Here is an 18434-nt window from a genome sequence, read left to right on the forward strand (position 1 = left end):
GATTTTATGAATAAACTTTCCTATACTTGCCATAATAAACGTGACTAAATTTTGAAAGGAGTTTATTATGGCAAAGAACAAGGACAATCGTATGAAAAATAGTAACAAGAATTCTTCCTCTGCTAAAAATACTAACTCAGGAAGCTCCGCAAAAGATTCTGTTGCTCAGTTCCCTGATAACCGACCATCCCGTAGCGGCCCAGGCGGCGAATAAGTGTATCAGAGTGAAAAGATCCTTTAAAAGCAAACAATCGACTAAGAGAGATGTACTCCAGCATGTACGGATTACACCATCTTCCGATCGTCGATTGTTTGTTTTTTAATATGACTTGGTCAACAGGCAGGTTGAACCGGCCCTTGTGAACTGTAAGGAATAATGAAAACCGGTATCCCTGATGCATAGGGTGCAATATCATATTGTTGAAAATAGATTGCCACTCCCTCCGGTGTCAGGTAAAAGTTTCCCGGCTTAAATGTATCCTGAACCAGTTGCTTATAATTTTCAAAATACATTCCATTTCCCGATGCAATCTGCTCTTCAATCTGTCCGATGATATCTGCTATAATCATCTCTTTATAATTACTATCCTCCGGATAAAAGTCTGACAGATCCATTCTTCTGCTCCTACGCAAATCCCAAGTATCAGAGCTACGTACCGTAAGGCCGTGAGCTCCTCCAGAATATTCGTACTGATCAATATACAAGCTCAATACACAATCTTGATTATAGGTAACTTCATAATTAACATAGGCTTCGAACTTGCGTAACGGGTAATCATGATTCATAGAATACTCATAATCAGCCATTGCCATCTGATATAGGTTCATTACGTTGTTTTTCTGATACATTAATGCTTGTGTTCTGTACAGGGCATTCAGCTTACTCATCATATTATAGTAAGTCCCCGATATAAAGGAGGGATATTTAATGGTATATTCTAATATAATGTGATTTTTATAATTCATGTCCTGTTGTATCTGTTTTTCTCTGACAAGTACTTGATAACTATCCAATTATCAGAACTCCTAACATACTTTTCTTATCACATCATATGCCGAGTTGTCCAAGGATATTCTTTCTACATTGCACCGGACAATTCCGGATATACTTCATTCTCTACCCTTCGTATTTGTTTGTTATTCATGTTAAATAGAAACACGGATTCACAGGCGTGGACAAAATCATAGAAATTACAGTTACCGGCACGTTCCCCGATTCCAAATAAGGTACAGTCAATTAATTCAGCTCCCGCTCTGGCACCCACGATAGAATTTGCCACTGCCATACCTAAGTCATTATGAACGTGCATCTCCAGACGAATCTCAGAATTTTGCTTAATGGTATCAATGAGCTCTTTGGTCCGTCCAGGCGTAAGCACCCCGACCGTATCTGCAATACGAATTGTTGTAACTCCTGCATTCTTTAGCTCTTTGATGATACTTAACATAAAACCAATATCTGATCTGGAGGCATCCTCAAATCCTACCGTCACTTCAACATTATCACTCATGGCTACCTCTACACATTCCAGAATGTTTTTGAGTACCCAACTTTTATTCTTCCTTAATTTACTATAAATCTGTATATAGGATACCGGCATACCGATATGGATAATATCCGGTTTACAACGTATGGATCCCTTCACATCCTCTAGATTCATACGACTCCATACAGAAATTTTTGCTCGTTGCGTATTCCTAATTATCCTTGTAATTCCCTCTTCCTCGATTTCACTAAGCACTGGTATTCCGGCCTCAATCTCATAGACCCCCAGTTCATCTAAAAGTTTTGCTATCTTAACTTTATCCTCAATCCCAAGAGCAATTCCGGGGCTTTGCTCCCCATCTCTTAAGGTGGTATCAACGATGTATTTGCTTTCTTTCATTCCTGATTACCTCCCTTACAATACCTACGAATTCCGTATCGCTTAAGCTACAGCGCCTGATCGTGCAATCCTCTTTTACCAAATCCAGTATCTTTTCTATGATATGATCACTCGGTACAGGAAGATTTAATTCCTCCAGCTTAAGCTTTACTGCCTTCGTTCCGGAGTGTTTTCCGATTACCAGTTCCGTTTTACAACCTACAATTCTTGGTTCGAACGCTTCATAAGTAGCAGGGTTTTTATTAATACCATCCGCATGAATTCCCGCCTCTACCTTAAATATTCCTGAACCTATGACCGGTTTTTTATTCCCAATCGGTTTATTTATGAACTTCTCATAAAGCTTCTTTAGTTCCGGAAGCATAGATAAATCACGACTAATCTTATATCTCACCGCGAGTCGCAGTGCTACCAAAACCTCTTCGGTGGCTGCATTGTTCTTGCTCCCTGCAAAACTAGTGGTAATATTACTTCCAAACTCAGTAGCCCATTGCAATGCTAATGCACTGGCACAGCCGTAGGTGTTTTCCGGACACAGAATAACGGAGCTCCTTGGTAAAAAATCTATTATCTCCTGCAGAATTTTTTCGTATGAATCACAACACATAAGATCATCTAAACCTACAATACGAATCTCCTTGCAGCTCTTTATTGTTTTTAACTTTACGATTTCTCTTACATCATTCATCTGTAGCTCACATATAAAACAATCCTCAGTTGACGGCTGTCGACTTACATATCGATAAAATCCGGGATAGTACTCCTTCTCTTCCAGTAAATCAATATTCAGTATGAACTTTTGGTTCTGCGGCAGATACTCCATTCTTTCGTATGCTTTTTTGGATAGTTCAATTGCATCTACTCCCAAGGAAAATAATAGTTGGCAAAAGATATGCAGATCTTCTTTCGATGGCAATTCCCGATCCAGACTTGTCAATGTATTGTCAATAAGCTTTATCAAACTACCACCTCTCCTTTCATCATTAAATCAATGTAGTGTTATGCATACACTACATTGAATCAATCATGCCTATTGAGCTCCTTCGTTCTTTCATATCCTCAAAGAATTAACCGGAGTTCCTCCAATGAGATGCTCTTCAACAATAGTATCCACATCATCCTCAGTTAGGTTTCCGTACCATACGCCCTCAGGATATACCACTGCGATTGGTCCCCTATCACAAATGCCAAAGCAACCTGTATTCGTGATCATCACATCACCGGATAAGTCATTTTCTTCAACAAGTTCCATAAAACGTTGAACGATGGGTACTGCCTCTTTCGAAAAACAAAATCCTTTTTGCTGGCCATTAATTCTGCAGCTGGTACAGACAAATATGTGGTGCTTTACTTCTACCATACTAATTCCTCCAATCTTACATTCAAAATTATTTAATGTTCTGATTTGAACATCATCTCTTTCCCAGCCCATTTAACAGAATCCTCAATCCTGTCATAGGTTGTAAACACTCTGATTCCTTTATTTTTCAACTTCTCTTTTGGTGATTCACCGATTCTCATTGCAATAACTGCATTACAGTCTGAGATAGTTTGAATAATAGAATCCATACGATTCTCATTGTCATCACATTCTTCGGTACCGTTACAGTATTTTTTCACCGCTCTTTTTTCTTTAAAGAGTACGTTCTCTCCGTTGTATTCATACACGTAAAATTCAGTAACATGACCAAAATGCTGATCTACGATCATACCACTCTTCGTTGCTACAGCAAGATGGATACTCTTCTCAGGAACCACTTCGCTCTTTAGTGCCTCCTTCTCTTTGGTAATAACATCCTCTGAGGAAGGCTTATGACAGGCATTAAACTCAATCGATTGGTCATTATCAAGTGTTCCGATTGCATCTGCTCTGCATTGTCTGCAATGATACATCTGTTGCATCGTCTCTCCGCACTTCTTACGCATCTCCATAATCTCAATATTGCTCACAAGAGGAAGATTTTCAAATACACTACCCTGTACCGGGATCAGCTGCATAATGTTTGTGATTGTGCCACCAAGTGCTTTTACCTTCTCTACTACTTCCGGGATATGATGATCGTTGATGCCTTTTAACATTACGATATTAACCTTACAGATAATACCCTTTGAGGTTAGCATTTTGATGCCGGCAAGCTGGTTTGACATAAGGATGGCTGCTCCGGCTTCGCCAAAGTATTTCCTTCCCATATAATCTACATATTTGTAAATCTGTCCCCCGATGGTCGGGTCAATCGAATTCATTGTTACCGTCACATGGGATACACCCAGTGCAACTAAATCATTCGCGTATTGCGGAAGCATCAATCCGTTTGTAGAGAGGCAGAAGGTAACGTCTTTATCATATTCTCTGATTAATTCAAGAGTCCTCTTCGTCTCTTCGAAGTTAGCAAGTGCATCTCCGGGGCCTGCAATCCCTACCACCGACAGGTTCGGAACCTTCTTTTTTACCTCTACGTACTTCTTAAAAGCTTCTTCCGGTTTCAAAACTTCGGTTGTTACACCCGGTCTACTTTCATTCGGACAGTCAAATTTTCGTAAGCAGTAATTACAGCTGATATTACATTTTGGTGCAATCGGAAGATGCATTCTGGCATATTTATGAGCCCCGCAGTTATAGCACGGGTGTGTTGCGGTCTTTTCTTCAATCGTCTTTCCCTGTTCGGATTGTTCCTTTAATATATCCTCACTCATATGATTTGATTCCTCCTTTTCCACCTTTACGTTGTCCTTGTAGTATTTTTCATAAAGTTCTTCTCTGAAGTTTGTTTCTTTGCGACTTAATATCTCATTGGCGATGTCATCTAAGTAAGTTAGTCCGCCCTCAAACCCCATTGTTTTCAGGCGTTGCCCGCCCATTCGGTCATGAATTGGAAATGCTCTTCTTACCAGGGGAATACTAAGCTTCTCGGAGATTCTTCTTCCGTCCGAGTTGCCGATAAACAGATTCACCTTCATTTCTCTCGCGTACTCTTCAATTGTTTGAAAATCCACTTCATCTATAATCTCAAACTTCTCAATGCAATAATTATCCGCTAAAGGCTGAAGTTCTTCCTCTACCAACTTCTTCAAAGAGGGGCACTTGGTTCCGGTTGCCACAATCAGAGGCATTGCTCCGTTTTCCACGCACATTCTGACCGTACTATATACAAAATCAGGTTCACCGAAGATGGCCGCTCTCACTTCTCCGTTATATTTATGTGCGTCTATCATCCCATCCACAAACCGTGCCCGTTCCTTCTTCCACCTATCCGGTATCGGCTTACCGGATAGGGAGGATAATAATTGAATCAAGGTATCATTGTCTCTTAGCCCCATCGGTATGTTGCATGTTCTATAGGGGACACCGTAATTACTAAGAAGATATTCTCCAACCGAAAGTGTAGCATCTGTAAATGTAGATAACTCAATGGTGAACCTTGCACCGGCCATCTTTTTAATATCTTCAATATCTGTCCCCCCCTGTGGAAGTCTTTGATAGCTATCCTCATGTCCGCCATCCAGATTCTCCGACAAATCAGGTAATAAGATATACTCCAGTTCAAAACTTTCTAACAACTCTTTCAGATAGCGGGTATCGGCAGGAGATATATGGCTTGTTATGATATTTATTTTTTTATTCTTTTTTAAATCCATTGGCACGGATTTCACGATATAATATAATGCCGTCATAAATCCTTCATACTGTGAACCGGCATACCCTGCCGAGGGAACTCCTATAATGGTAACATCTTGATATTGCGGATATTCTTCATAAAATTTGTGAATAATTCGGTTGATATCTTCACCGATGGTTTCCGCAAGACAAGTGGTGGCAACACCGATAACCTCCGGATCATAAACCTTAATCAGATTAATTAGACCCTGAATTAAGTTTTTTTCTCCTCCGTAAACCGTGCCCTCTTCCGTAAGTGAGGAAGATGCGATATCCACAGGCTCATTGTAATGCGTTGCCATGTGCCTACGAATATAGGTAGCACAGCCTTGAGATCCGTGAAGAATGGAGATACATTTTTTTATGCCATATAAGGCAGTCATTGTTCCCATCGGCTTGCACATTTTACAGGGATTTACATTCAAATTAACTAAAGTTCCTCTCATGCTAACCTCCATTCTGCTGCCTGGCAACTAACATAATTCCATATCGGGTTATTGATACTTCGGTTAATCTCTTCCGTAAAGTTTACAACTCCATCAAAGCCACACAGGGGTAATTTACGTTCATGATTATGGTCACAAAATGCGATTCCAAGCTTATAAGCCAGGGGTCTTTCTTTCACTCCACCAACAAGGATATCAGCACCTTTCTCTTTCATGAACCGCTCCAGTTCTGCCGGATTCGTATCATCCAGAATTACCGTATCGGGTTTAACCATACTCTCAATTATTTCATAATCTTCCTTCTTCCCGGTCTGGGTTCCAACAACCACGGTGTCGATTCCTAGTGATTGAAATTGACGGATTAATGAAATTGCTTTAAATCCGCCTCCCACGTAAATCGCTGCTTTTTTACCCTCCAGCTTCTTACGATATATTTTTAAAAAGTTTTCTACTTTGGCAGTTTCTTTTTCTCCAAAAAGGATTGCTTTCTGTCTTGCATCCTCATTTTTCAACGCTTCAGCAATACGTATCAGAGAATTTATGGTATCTTCAATCCCATAAAAACTGACCTTAATAAATGGAATTCCCAACTCCTCTTCCATCCGATTCGCCAAGTATGTGCTTGAACCCGCACATTGAACTACATTGAGCATCGCCGCGGGTGCTTGGAGCAGTGTCTCATAATCGGAATCACCGGTTATAGTAGCAATCACCGGAATACCCATCTGCTTTAGATATTCCTTCACAATCCACAACTCTCCTGCTAGATTAAAATCTCCGAGTATATTAATTCCTTCTCTTTTTTCCGGTTTATGTGGAAGTATCAATTCCATAATTGCATTACAGGCCATTCGATATCCAACGGACTTATTACCGGAAAAGCCCGGGGATTTTACAGGAATCACTCGAATGTTATGCTTAGCGGACATTGCCTTACAGACTGCATCTACATCATCTCCAATTACTCCTACAATACAGGTAGCGTAGACAAAAATCAGTTTCGGTTGATGTTTTTCAACTACCTCTTCAATCGCTGCGGTCAATTTTTTTTCACCGCCGAAGATAATATCCTTCTCTTGTAAATCAGTGGAAAAACTGTTCCTGTATAGATCACTTCCACTACTTAAGCTGCCGCGAATATCCCAGGTATAGCTGGCACATCCGATCGGTCCATGCACGATATGAAATGCATCCGTAATTGGATTCAAAACCACTCTGGCTCCGCAATATACGCAGGCTCTCTGGCTCACCGCACCGGATACACTATTGCTATCACAATGCATTCCGTCGCCTGAGCATCCAACCTGTTTTCTAAGGATGGAACCTTTTCTGGCTTCTAAAACATCTTCTTTCTCTGTATGTTCCTCCATTAAAAGTAAATCTGAACGACCCATACAATCACTTCCTTTCATTTCCGTTTTCCGTAGACCTTCATTTCCATCGTAAATCTCATTCCAAACTATAATTTATATATACATTGCAGACATAGTCCGCTTATGTGCAATTTCAATATTTCTATTAATATTGACTCATAAAGAATCTCAGTTATGAAATTCTATTATTATCATGGTTGTTATAATGCTTCAGGGTGATTATCCTCAATCCTCTTGTATTCGTATATGCTGAAATTTGCCACATTGCAATGCATAATCAATGGGTTTCGCGCCTGGTGGCAATGCCATGCTCGTGCATGGCATGCCGGGCGCTACGGAAATCAGGAATTCGAATAAGAGAAGCAAGGATAATCACCCTGAATCAATCTAATTATTTTAAAAGGAACATGAACAAACAAAATTTTGTAACATTTGTAATAACTCAACACAATTTTTATATCATAAAACGCTTACATCACCATCTCAAAGTCTTCTTCGGTAGAATCTCTGTCCTGACGATCCATAATAGCATTTGTAATCAGCTCTGCTAATCTCAAACCACCTTTGTAGCCAACTAACGGCATATAGGAATGAATATAACGATCAATGATCGGGAATCCTGCTCGAACAAACGGAACATCCTCTGCACGTGCGATATATTTACCATGCGTGCCACCGATTAATAAATCTACTCCCTCTGCCTTAATCCACTGATGTAGCTCATATAAATCTCCGGATGCCTTTGCTTTACAATCTTCTACGCCAAACTTTGCAAATAATGCTTCTGCATCACGCTCAAAATCATTGCCCGGTGTGCCAGTGACCAGATACTTTGGAATCATACCCATCTCGAGTACAAATTCTGCTAAGCTGAGAACTGTATCAGGATCTCCGAAGATAGCAACTTTCTTATTGTAAGTGTAAGGATGGATATCAATTAATACATCAACTAACTGACCACGCTCCTCTTCGATGGAATAAGGAACTTCCTCTTTTGTGAAGCTTTGTAATGCCATAATATATTCATCTGTTCTTCCGATACCGATTGGTAATGGAAGTACTTTATTCGGAACACCGCATTTCTTTGTCAATACTTCGGCAGGAGCTTCACTTGCTGCTTTACCCAATGCTAATGTAAGAGAGGAATCTCCTAATGTTTCAATCTCAGCTACTGTAGTACCACCCTTAGGATAAAGCTCAAATTTTCCGGTCATCGGAGAGTCCATAACGCCGCTGGTGTCAGGAAGCATCGTGTAGCTTATTCCCATCTCCTTTGCCAGACGCTTCATCTCTCTCATGTCTCCCGGATTTACAAAGCCTGGAAGAAGTGCTACTTTTCCGTTCTTTGTGCCCGAAGACTTTGATAAATAGCGAATAAAACCAGATACCATATTACTGAATCCGGTAATATGTGATCCATAGTAACTAGGGGTATTGCAATGAACCATATACTTACCTTCGGGAATATCAATTCCTTGGATTAAAGCATTTAAATCATCACCAATTGTCTCAGATAGACAGGTTGTATGAACGGCAATGATTTTTGGATTATAAATATCAAAGATATTCTTTGCAGCAGTCTTTAAGTTACTTCCACCACCGAATACGGAAGCACCTTCTGTAAAAGAGCTGGTGGAGGCCATTGCAGGATCCTTAAAATGACGGGTTAAGAACATTCTGTGGAATGCACAACACCCCTGAGAACCATGGCTGTGTGGCATACACTCATTCACACCAAGTGCTGCATACATTGCTCCTACCGGCTGGCAAGTCTTAGCAGGGTTAACTCTTAAAGCACTTCTTTCATAGGTTTCCTTTGTCGTATAATCTAGCATGCTTCAACACCTCCTACTTCTCCTTCTAAAATCGGAGTTGCTTTCCAAGGTGCCTTAACATAACTCCAAGCCGGTGTATAGATACCCATTGCAATATCTCTTGCAAAGTTAACTGCACCGCGGAAACAGGAATATGGTCCGCTGTAATCATAGGAGTGCAGCTGTCTGGATAAGGTTCCGCCCTTTTGAGCAACATATTTATCCTTAATACCGGAGAAAAAGATATCCGGTTTTAAAAGCTTTAAGAATTCTTCTGTTTCAAAATGATTCAAATCATCCACCATGTAAGTACCGTTTTGCATATCTTTTACCATACCGCCATAATAATCGATTAATTTTTCTTCTCTTAACTTAGCCATATCCTCTTCTGACAAATATACATGATATTTCTCCGGATCCGGCTCCACCGTGATGGATTCAATGTTCTTACTATCTGCATCCGTTTTGATAAACGGAATAACCTCAGAACCTTCGTATTCTTCTCTATGAGCAAATTCATAACCCGCAAGTACGGTATGAACACCAAGATCATTTAATAAGAACTGATAATGATGAGCTCTGGATCCACCTACATAGATTGCTGCAGTCTTACCTTTTAGCTTACTCTTGTAATATTCCATATCCTGCTCGATATTGTCTAACTCATCTGCGATTACTTCTTCGGTTCTTGCGGTTAATTCCGGATCATTGAAAAACCTTGCGATATTTCTTAAAGATTCAATGGTAGCTTCCACACCTACGAAGTTAATCTTCATCCAAGGTGTACCGTATTTCGTCTCTATCAATTCTGCGATATAGTTAATGGAACGATGACATTGCACTACACTTAAATTCGCCTGATGTGCATTTGCAATATCATCCATGCTTGCACCACCGGTAAAGGTGGATACAATCTCATAGCCACAACGCTTTAGTAATCTCTCTGTCTCCCAACCATCACCACCGATGTTATACTCACCGAGAAGATTGATTGAGAATTTATTAGTGATTTTACGATCGCCTTCACCAATTACATATTTAATTAACTGATTATTTGCGATATGATGACCTGCTGACTGGCTAACACCCTTATAACCTTCACAGCTGAAGGCGATACATTTGATTCCGTATTCCTTCTCTGCCCATTTTGCAACTGCGTGGATATCATCGCCGATCAGACCTACGGGACATGTGGAACAAATCATGATGGTCTTTGGTTTGAATAAATCCATTGCCTCTGTAATAGCCTTTTTTAATTTCTTCTCTCCACCGAATACGATGTCAGGCTCCTGAAGGTCGGTTGAGAAGCAGTACTGTAAGTAATTGTCCTCACCTTCCCCTTTTTTTGCTTTATGTCTTCTGGTTCCCCAGGAATAATATGCACATCCAATCGGTCCGTGTGTGATAACAAATGCATCCTTAATCGGTCCAACAACAACGCCCTTACATCCGGCATAGCAGCAACCTCTCTGTGTAATGATACCAGGTATGGTACGAACATTTGCTGCAATTACATTATTGTTTTCATTATTATCAACATCTACCATGTGCTCTTTACGGTTTTTATAAACTCTGGAGCTATATTGATCCAGAACTTTATTCATTGTATCCATAGCAACCTCCTTACTCGCTTACCTGCGAAATTTTTGAATTCTGCATCTAATAAGCATCCGTTGTTGATTCACCGTTACGAACTCGATAACTTTCATTAATAGGAAGGATAAATATCTTACCGTCTCCGGGATTACCGCTGCTATTCACATCCATGATGGCATCCACTACAGTATCAACATTATCATCCTCTACAATCATCGTGAAAACACGCTTTGAAATCAGTCTCTGTGATTCTGACAAATACTCGCCGGTCGGAGAAGCCGGAATCTCTCCGGAATCAACGATAGTTCTGAGCAAGGTCATATCTATAAGCTTTTTACCTCTTCCAAGTACCTTTCTACAGGTAAAAGCAGGAACGCCGGCCTGAGCTAACGCTTCTTTTGTTACGTTAACCTTATTCTGCCTGATAATTGCCATTACTTCCTTCATGCCAATCCTCCATTCTTTTCGAAGGAATTCTCCTTCATTTTTAGAACTATTCTCGAATTTGCTTTGGAATTATTATTATAATCCCTTCTTCTTGGTACTGATGGTGTATGCTTCTTCTACAGGACTGACAAATATTCTACCATCACCAAAGTTACCGTTTTCCCCGGTTCTTGAATATTTCATGATGATCTTTACAACATCATCTTTTTCGCTTTCTTCTACTACGATAAGAAGCATCTCTTTCGGTATCTCATCGTAAAATACTTCACCAACCTTAACACCCTTTTGTTTACCACGTCCAAATACGTCCATTTTTGTTACAGCAGGAAAACCTGCAGATAATAATTCTGATAATACGATACCAACCTTCTCAGGACGGATAATTGCTCTTACTAATAACATATGTGCACCTCCACACTCAATATTTTGATTGACGATCCTTAAATATCCAAAATACCATGTTCCATAAGTAATTCTTCAAGTCTCTCCTGCTTCATTGGCTTTGGAATAACAAACATATCATTTCCATCGATCTTTTGCGCCAACTGACGATACTCTTCTGCCTGACCTACGCTTGAATCAAAGTCAATTACTGTCTTCTTATTAATTTCAGCTCTTTGTACCATGTTATCTCTAGGTACAAAGTGTATCATCTGAGAACCTAACTCCTTCGCAAATGCGGAAACCAATTCAGCCTCACCATCAACCTTTCTGGAGTTACAAATGATACCACCAAGTCTAACACCACCAGTATTTGCGTATTTTTGAATACCTTTTGAGATATTATTCGCAGCATAGAGTGCCATCATCTCACCGGATGCTACGATATAGATTTCCTGTGCCTTACCTTCACGGATTGGCATTGCAAATCCACCACATACAACATCACCAAGTACATCGTAAAATACATAATCAAGATCATCTGTGTAAGCACCTAACTGCTCCAGCAAGTTAATGGAAGTGATGATACCACGACCTGCACATCCAACACCTGGCTCAGGACCGCCGGACTCAACGCAACGGATATCTGCAAAACCTTGTTTCAATATGAAATCAAGATCGATATCTTCCCCTTCCTCTCGAAGTGTATCAAGAACGGTTTTTTGTGCAAGACCACCTAATATCAATCGAGTTGAATCCGCTTTCGGATCACAACCAACGATCATGATCTTCTTACCCATCTCTCCTAAACCTGCAGTCAAATTCTGAGTTGTGGTGGATTTACCGATACCACCTTTACCATAAATTGCAACCTGTCTCATAATAACTACCTCCTTAATTATCTGATTGATCGAAAAAGAGCGCCACTACAATGTAATATTGTAACGACGCCTGTGTCCTTAGACTTTGTCTGCTACCGCTAGCAACCCTCAGCCTATCTTTTTACCGGTATGAAATTGATTGTTGCTGTGACAATTTCTATGATGCAATTCTATCATCAGATAATTAAAGCTTCAATGCATCAATTTGTTAAATATCAACTGTGATTTACAAATGTTTTTGCACAATTTACACTAGTAAATTTATTTCTGCAGGCTATCCTTTAATAAAAGAAGATGCTCCTTCGGAAGGGATAAACGCTCCGGAAGCCTTTCATTTAGGCTGTTTTTCCATTCCTGCTTCGATATAATCCACCAAATTTTTAAATCTCCTTCTTCGGCGGGGTTATTTAGGATTATATTATTTTCAAACGGACCTTCCGAAAATCCGGTCATTTTTACCGGGATTGAATTTACCTCTTTTTTAATACAAGGTTTAAGATTATGCGCCCGTATTCCAACATAACTTATATCATCTTCTACATATCGATTTGTCTCTAGATTTACATTCCAATCCAAAGCCCTTACCTCATAATCAGATATTTTTTGTGCCCGTGATATATTCTTGCATCCGGTAAGCTTTGCCGTTGCAATATCACAAGGTGCACTAAATACTTTTTCCTTTTTTCCTTTTTCTATTGTATGACCTTGACTGATAACAACAATATCATTACAGAAGCGGTACAATTCCTCTCTGCTGTGAGAAACCATCAATGTTTCTCCACAAAACCCCTTCAACACCTCTAAAATTTCCTGTTGAAGTTGATCCTTCAGGAATAAGTCTAACGCTGAGAACGGTTCATCAAACATCATCAGCTCCGGTTCATATGCCATCATTCTGGCAAGTGCCACTCTTTGCTGTTCTCCCCCTGAGATTTGATTGGGGTAACTCTTCTGCAGATGGTCAATACGTAACATAGATAACATATTATCTGCAACAACATGCTTATTCTTCTTATCTTTCACTGCTATCTCAATATTTTCTCTTACTGTCATATTCGGAAATAAAGCATAACTTTGAAATAAAAGTCCGATATTTCTATCCTGTGGTTTCAAGTTGATTTTCTTTTCCGAATCAAAGAGAACCCTGTCATTTAATACAATTCTTCCGCTGTCAGGAGTTTCTATTCCTGCAATACATTTTAAAGTCAGACTTTTACCGCATCCCGAAGCACCTAGAATACCGGTTGATTTTCCCTCTGTATCAAGGTTTATATTCAATACTAGACTTTTCAGTTGTTTTTGAATGCTAACTATCAAACTCATATCTGCCCTCCGAATATTGCAGTGTTAGTGTGTGAAATGTTTATATTATCCGGAACATAAGCTTACCTGCTTTCGATCAATGAATAAGGAACGTGCCTTGGCATGTTTTTATGGAATAAAAAAAGACCTCTTAATAGAACTAAGACGTCTTTGTCAATATTCAGACATTTGATAAAACATTACCCAATTGGATAAATACTATGCCTAACCTTTAATTAGTGGATATTATACCCATATACTAGCTTATTTGTCAATACAAATTCTGCTACATATTATACAAATTTTTGTTCCTATAAAAGACTACTCCTGATTTCAGTAACATAAGTGCTCTGTTTTGCATATATAATTAGTGAAGAATTTGTAAAGAAGTATTATACATGGAGAGTGTTACAGCCATAATAACACCAATCCTATTAACCGGGATTGTCAATACAACCAGCTTCCTGGTAGTATTTATTGCGCTGGTTGTAGTATTCTTTCTGATTGGATTGGTCTTAGGTTTATCTGTGAATATCAGAAACCATATAGCAAATGAAAGAAAAGTACCATCCACCATACAAACAGATGATGTATCTCCTACTTTCGTTAATACGAATCCGGGTCAAACTGCTAATCCCATGAATCGTATAGACACTGAAAAGGTAGTTGCTCCTAATAATATTGTTAAAAACACCACCCCTGTTAATACCAATATTAATAATAATCTTAATTTGAATCAATTACAGCAAACACCAAGCGTTGGTCAACCAAAAAAAAGAAGTAGTCGAAGATATAACACATATACCAATTACAACCAATGGCCCTATTCTGCGACGAATTTTACAAAGCATAATTATAGAAGAAAATAATATTAGTAGCCGGAGAATACAATCCCATGGGTTCTCCGGTTTTCTATGCCTTTATTTTGGATACCTGATACATTCTAACTATAAAGTATGTAATTGTCACAGTAATTCCACCAAGGGAGATAAAGGTAAAATAAGGCGACAATTGATTTGCTTTTATACTTTCATAGGATATATATAAAAAGGTTAGAACCATCTCTAGCTTTAATACACAGATCATATCTCTCATACAATGATATACCTTAATGCGATTTTGCTCAGTGATTGACATCGGTACATTCCATAACGACGGGAAAAATCCGATTACCGTTACTAATACATATAACACTGCTGACATAATCGGTACAAATAAGAGCTCCGATTTTTTCCCCCATCGATCCACTTGACCGGCCGCATTATAATGACCGGGTATCTTATCTGCGACGGTTTCCCAGGATAATTTAAGATTTACGAACATCCCAATCACTAATAATATTGTGACTATCTCCAATACTATTTGAACTTTTGTATACTTTATATTCATAACCTGCTCTCCTCGTGTATCATAGACTTATCCAATTAACTTATTCTATTATCCCACAATGCTTCTATGATAGTCAATTCATTTTACCATTATATGTATATATATCTGCAACTTTGTTAAAATAGATGAAATTCCTATACCAAAGGGGATGTGGCTACATCCCCTTTTGCTAACTATCCGTCTTACTTGAAGAAGCACCAAACTCGTGATTTATTTTATTTTTATTCTGCTCTCCTGCTTCTCCGGCACTGTTTAATGTGCTGTTTACTCCCGCTTTTTTTGAATTTACCTTTTCAACTTCTTTTCGGTATCTCTGATTCGATTGTTTGCTCATAATTACACATCCTTTCTCATGGTAACTATATTATCTCTATTCACTTCCATCTCTATTCAAGCACATAGTTAAGTTATAAATGATAGATACTATTGTTTGGAGATTAGAGCTTGCGAAAGGACAATTTATGGAACAAACAAGTGAAAAAAATTATAAAAATAGGATGTTGATTTTATTCAATATCGTCCTTATGACCTTTATGGCTACACTCGATAGCAGCATTATTAATGTTGCTCTGCCAAAAATATGGGAGACATTATCCGTTTCCAATCAATCCATCGCATGGGTGGTATCTTCTTATATAACCGTATGAGTAGTAAGATTGGCTATGAGGTATCCGCCTTTATCAAAGGACGCGAAGTTGTTTTTATCTATGGTATGAGATGGGTTTATTTATTTTCCTTTGCCATCTGCATCCTAGGCTCAATTTTAACCGCCTTCCGCTTAATAAACCGTAGACGTACGCAAAACAACTTAGAAAAATAGATGATTTATGGCGATAAATAACATATAAATATTATTGACCGAATCGGTTTATGGTGGTAAACTAACTTCATAAACCGATTCGGTCAATTTACTTATAAGGAGGTGGTTCAATGGATAAGTTCAATAATCTGACGGAAGAGAAAAAGGACGTCATCATAGATGCTGCTTTGGTTTCCTTCGGCACTAACGGCTATAAAAAAACTTCCATAAGTGACATTGCTACTGCTGCCGGTATATCGAAAGCTATGGTCTTCCATTATTTCGGAACCAAAAAAGCTCTATATTTATTTTTAATTGAGTACTGCGGTGATTTGATTATGAATGAAATAGATGAGAATTTCGATAATAATATTACAGATTTTTTTGAACGTATTATTCAAGCCAGTACAATTAAGATATCTGCTATTAAAAGACACCCAGCAAGCATGGCATTTTTAAATAGTATGTATTTTGAACAGGACAAAGAGGTAAGAGATAATATCAATGCACTACTAGTACAAAGCGAGTCATTTCGAAAAAAAGTTGCTCTAGACGGAATGGATACCTCAAAGTTTCGTGATGGTATTGATCCCAATTTGGTACTTAAGATGCTTGTTTGGATGGCAGAAGGCTTTGTGAGTAACTTTAAGTTATTATCGAATGATAACCTAGATGACTTTTGCAAGGAATACTACGAATGTATGGATTTACTTAAGAAGAATTTTTATAAAGAGGACTGATTACAAATAATGTGGAGGGTAAAATGCTATGAATGTAATTGAAATGACCAATTTAACAAAATACTACAACAAATCAAGAGGTATTATTGATGTAAATCTTAATGTGGAACAGGGTGAGGTCTTTGGTTTCATCGGTCCAAACGGTGCAGGAAAGTCCACTGCAATCCGTACTTTATTAGGATTAATTCATCCAACAAAGGGTTCTGCCACAATATTCGGCAAGAGCTGTATTGAAGCACCCGAGGTAAGAGCCGAGATTGGATATCTACCATCAGAAGTATTTTACTACGATAACATGAGAGTAATTGATCTATTGAAGTATTCTGCAAGTTTTTATAAGAAGGATTGTACCAAACGTATGATGGAATTATCTGAAATCATGGATTTGGATTTAAAGAAAAAAATAGATGACCTCTCTTTTGGTAATAAGAAAAAGGTGGGAATCGTACAGGGTCTTTTGCATGAACCCAAATTAATCATCCTTGATGAGCCTACTAGTGGTCTTGATCCACTGATGCAGCAAAAGTTCTTCGACTTAATTATTGAAGAGAACCAAAAAGGCGCAACTGTATTCTTCTCTTCTCATATTCTCGGCGAAGTACAAAAGCTATGTAGTAAAGTTGCATTTATTAAAGAAGGTAAGATTATTAAGCAAGAAAAAATAAGCACACTGCAGGAAAACAGCTACAAGAAATTCTCTCTTGAAGGAAAAAACCCAATTCCGAAAGAATTGATACAGATGGAAGGGGTAAATAATATCGAGTTAAAAGGAAATACTGCCAACTTTATCTATAAGGGTAATATCAACCGTATATTATCCAAAGTAAGCTCGGTAGAACTACGCAATATTTCAATTGAAGAACCTGATCTGGAAGAAATCTTTATGCATTATTATGCCAAGGAGGACTAAGGGGTATGAATATCTATCAACAGGAAATTAAAACCTTAAGAAAATCAGCCATTATATGGGCATGTTCGATGGCTGCACTGGCCGTATTATTTTTATCCCTATATCCGGCAGTGGCAAGCGATGCTATAGACTATAAGCAAATTTTATCAAACTACCCTGCCACCATTCGTGAGATGTTGGGCATTAACCTCGAATTTATTACTTCACTAATCGGCTTATATACCATGTCATTCAGTTTTATACTGTTATGTGCAGCAATTCAAGCCATGATTTTGGGCGTGTCTATATTAAGCAGAGAATCTAGAGAAAGAACCGCGGATTTTCTCCTGGTTAAACCGGTCAAACGTACCACCATTGTAAATGCAAAGTTAGGAGCTGCATTTACAATACTAATACTCACTGACATAATCTATTTCCTAATTTCATACGCGGCCGCCAACCTGTTTAAGACAGAGGATTTTAACCATAAAACCTTTCTTTTGATTAATCTGACGATGCTATTTTTGCAAATCATCTTTCTTGCGATAGGAATGTTTGTGTCTGTATTTTTTCAAAAGATTAAGAATGTTCTTCCGATTTCACTTGGTTTTGTTTTAGGATTTTATATTATTGGTGCTATCCTCACAACCGGTACGGATAAGGAATCAAAGCGTTTTCTTTCTCCGTTCCACTACTTTGATCTTACTTATATCATTAAGCATAATGCTTATGAAATCCCCTATCTGATACTTAGTGTAGCTATTGTCTTAATTTGTATCGTGACCGGATATATTGTATATAACAAGCGTGATATCCATGCTGTATAAGTGCGATCA

20 protein-coding genes are annotated in these 18434 nt (G+C 38.5%); 6 read left to right on the top strand and 14 right to left on the bottom strand.

What is annotated here, in order from left to right:
- Positions 1–67 precede the first annotated feature (67 nt).
- Positions 68–214, top strand: a complete 147-nt coding sequence (locus AC6IWN_RS15515) for a hypothetical protein (protein ID WP_497988510.1) — start codon at positions 68–70, stop codon at positions 212–214.
- Positions 215–333: 119 nt separating this feature from the next.
- Here AC6IWN_RS15515 and AC6IWN_RS15520 read toward each other — a convergent pair whose 3' ends face one another.
- The 12 genes from AC6IWN_RS15520 to AC6IWN_RS15575 form a co-directional block, all read right to left on the bottom strand.
- A complete protein-coding gene (locus AC6IWN_RS15520) occupies positions 334–1014 on the bottom strand; it encodes a DUF3298 and DUF4163 domain-containing protein (protein ID WP_497988511.1) in 681 nt (226 codons plus the stop codon).
- 65 nt (positions 1015–1079) lie between these two features.
- Positions 1080–1886, bottom strand: a complete 807-nt coding sequence (locus AC6IWN_RS15525; protein WP_497988513.1) for a hydroxymethylglutaryl-CoA lyase-like TIM-barrel protein — start codon at positions 1884–1886, stop codon at positions 1080–1082.
- Positions 1861–2847, bottom strand: coding sequence for a homocitrate synthase/isopropylmalate synthase family protein (locus AC6IWN_RS15530; RefSeq protein ID WP_497988515.1), 987 nt, complete (start codon positions 2845–2847; stop codon positions 1861–1863). The genes AC6IWN_RS15525 and AC6IWN_RS15530 overlap by 26 nt, the downstream gene beginning before the upstream one ends.
- A 90-nt stretch (positions 2848–2937) precedes the next feature.
- Positions 2938–3318: a 2Fe-2S ferredoxin gene (locus tag AC6IWN_RS15535; protein WP_497988517.1), complete on the bottom strand. Its 381-nt coding sequence runs from the start codon at positions 3316–3318 to the stop codon at positions 2938–2940.
- A complete protein-coding gene (gene nifB / locus AC6IWN_RS15540) occupies positions 3279–5987 on the bottom strand; it encodes a nitrogenase cofactor biosynthesis protein NifB (RefSeq protein ID WP_497988519.1) in 2709 nt (902 codons plus the stop codon). The genes AC6IWN_RS15535 and nifB overlap by 40 nt, the downstream gene beginning before the upstream one ends.
- Entirely contained in the window at positions 5984–7381 is a 1398-nt protein-coding gene (gene nifE / locus AC6IWN_RS15545; protein WP_497988520.1) for a nitrogenase iron-molybdenum cofactor biosynthesis protein NifE, read from the bottom strand. Before nifE ends, nifB begins: the two co-directional genes overlap by 4 nt.
- A gap of 449 nt (positions 7382–7830) precedes the next feature.
- Entirely contained in the window at positions 7831–9195 is a 1365-nt protein-coding gene (locus tag AC6IWN_RS15550; RefSeq protein ID WP_497988522.1) for a nitrogenase component 1, read from the bottom strand.
- Positions 9189–10787 carry a nitrogenase molybdenum-iron protein alpha chain gene (gene nifD, locus AC6IWN_RS15555; protein WP_497988524.1) on the bottom strand — a complete coding sequence of 533 codons (1599 nt, stop codon included), beginning with the start codon at positions 10785–10787 and terminating at the stop codon, positions 9189–9191. Before nifD ends, AC6IWN_RS15550 begins: the two co-directional genes overlap by 7 nt.
- 46 nt (positions 10788–10833) lie before the next feature.
- A complete protein-coding gene (locus AC6IWN_RS15560) occupies positions 10834–11217 on the bottom strand; it encodes a P-II family nitrogen regulator (protein WP_497988526.1) in 384 nt (127 codons plus the stop codon).
- 75 nt (positions 11218–11292) lie between these two features.
- A complete protein-coding gene (locus tag AC6IWN_RS15565) occupies positions 11293–11619 on the bottom strand; it encodes a P-II family nitrogen regulator (RefSeq protein ID WP_497988528.1) in 327 nt (108 codons plus the stop codon).
- Positions 11620–11657: 38 nt separating this feature from the next.
- Complete coding sequence (nifH, locus tag AC6IWN_RS15570) at positions 11658–12479, bottom strand: nitrogenase iron protein (protein ID WP_497988530.1); 822 nt, start codon at positions 12477–12479, stop codon at positions 11658–11660.
- A 261-nt stretch (positions 12480–12740) separates the two neighbouring features.
- Positions 12741–13802 (bottom strand): sulfate/molybdate ABC transporter ATP-binding protein, encoded by a 1062-nt coding sequence (locus AC6IWN_RS15575; protein ID WP_497988532.1) that lies wholly within the window; start codon positions 13800–13802, stop codon positions 12741–12743.
- A 377-nt stretch (positions 13803–14179) separates the two neighbouring features.
- Between AC6IWN_RS15575 and AC6IWN_RS15580 the strand changes: the two genes are divergently transcribed.
- Positions 14180–14650 (top strand): hypothetical protein, encoded by a 471-nt coding sequence (locus AC6IWN_RS15580; protein WP_497988533.1) that lies wholly within the window; start codon positions 14180–14182, stop codon positions 14648–14650.
- Positions 14651–14693: 43 nt separating this feature from the next.
- Here the strand turns inward: AC6IWN_RS15580 and AC6IWN_RS15585 are convergent, their stop codons facing one another.
- Positions 14694–15170 (bottom strand): DUF1648 domain-containing protein, encoded by a 477-nt coding sequence (locus AC6IWN_RS15585; RefSeq protein WP_497988535.1) that lies wholly within the window; start codon positions 15168–15170, stop codon positions 14694–14696.
- Positions 15171–15339: 169 nt separating this feature from the next.
- Positions 15340–15504, bottom strand: coding sequence for a hypothetical protein (locus AC6IWN_RS15590; protein WP_497988537.1), 165 nt, complete (start codon positions 15502–15504; stop codon positions 15340–15342).
- A gap of 79 nt (positions 15505–15583) precedes the next feature.
- Here AC6IWN_RS15590 and AC6IWN_RS15595 point away from each other — a divergent pair, with 79 nt between their 5' ends.
- From AC6IWN_RS15595 to AC6IWN_RS15610, 4 genes are all read left to right on the top strand, one after another.
- Complete coding sequence (locus tag AC6IWN_RS15595) at positions 15584–15817, top strand: hypothetical protein (RefSeq protein ID WP_497988539.1); 234 nt, start codon at positions 15584–15586, stop codon at positions 15815–15817.
- Positions 15818–16100: 283 nt separating this feature from the next.
- Complete coding sequence (locus AC6IWN_RS15600; RefSeq protein WP_497988540.1) at positions 16101–16709, top strand: TetR/AcrR family transcriptional regulator; 609 nt, start codon at positions 16101–16103, stop codon at positions 16707–16709.
- Positions 16710–16737: 28 nt separating this feature from the next.
- Positions 16738–17619 (top strand): ABC transporter ATP-binding protein, encoded by an 882-nt coding sequence (locus tag AC6IWN_RS15605; protein WP_497988542.1) that lies wholly within the window; start codon positions 16738–16740, stop codon positions 17617–17619.
- A 5-nt stretch (positions 17620–17624) separates the two neighbouring features.
- Positions 17625–18425 (top strand): ABC transporter permease subunit, encoded by an 801-nt coding sequence (locus AC6IWN_RS15610; protein ID WP_497988544.1) that lies wholly within the window; start codon positions 17625–17627, stop codon positions 18423–18425.
- The last annotated feature ends 9 nt before the right edge of the window (positions 18426–18434 follow it).

The sequence above is a fragment of the Variimorphobacter sp. HTMS_6 genome (genome assembly GCF_059717775.1).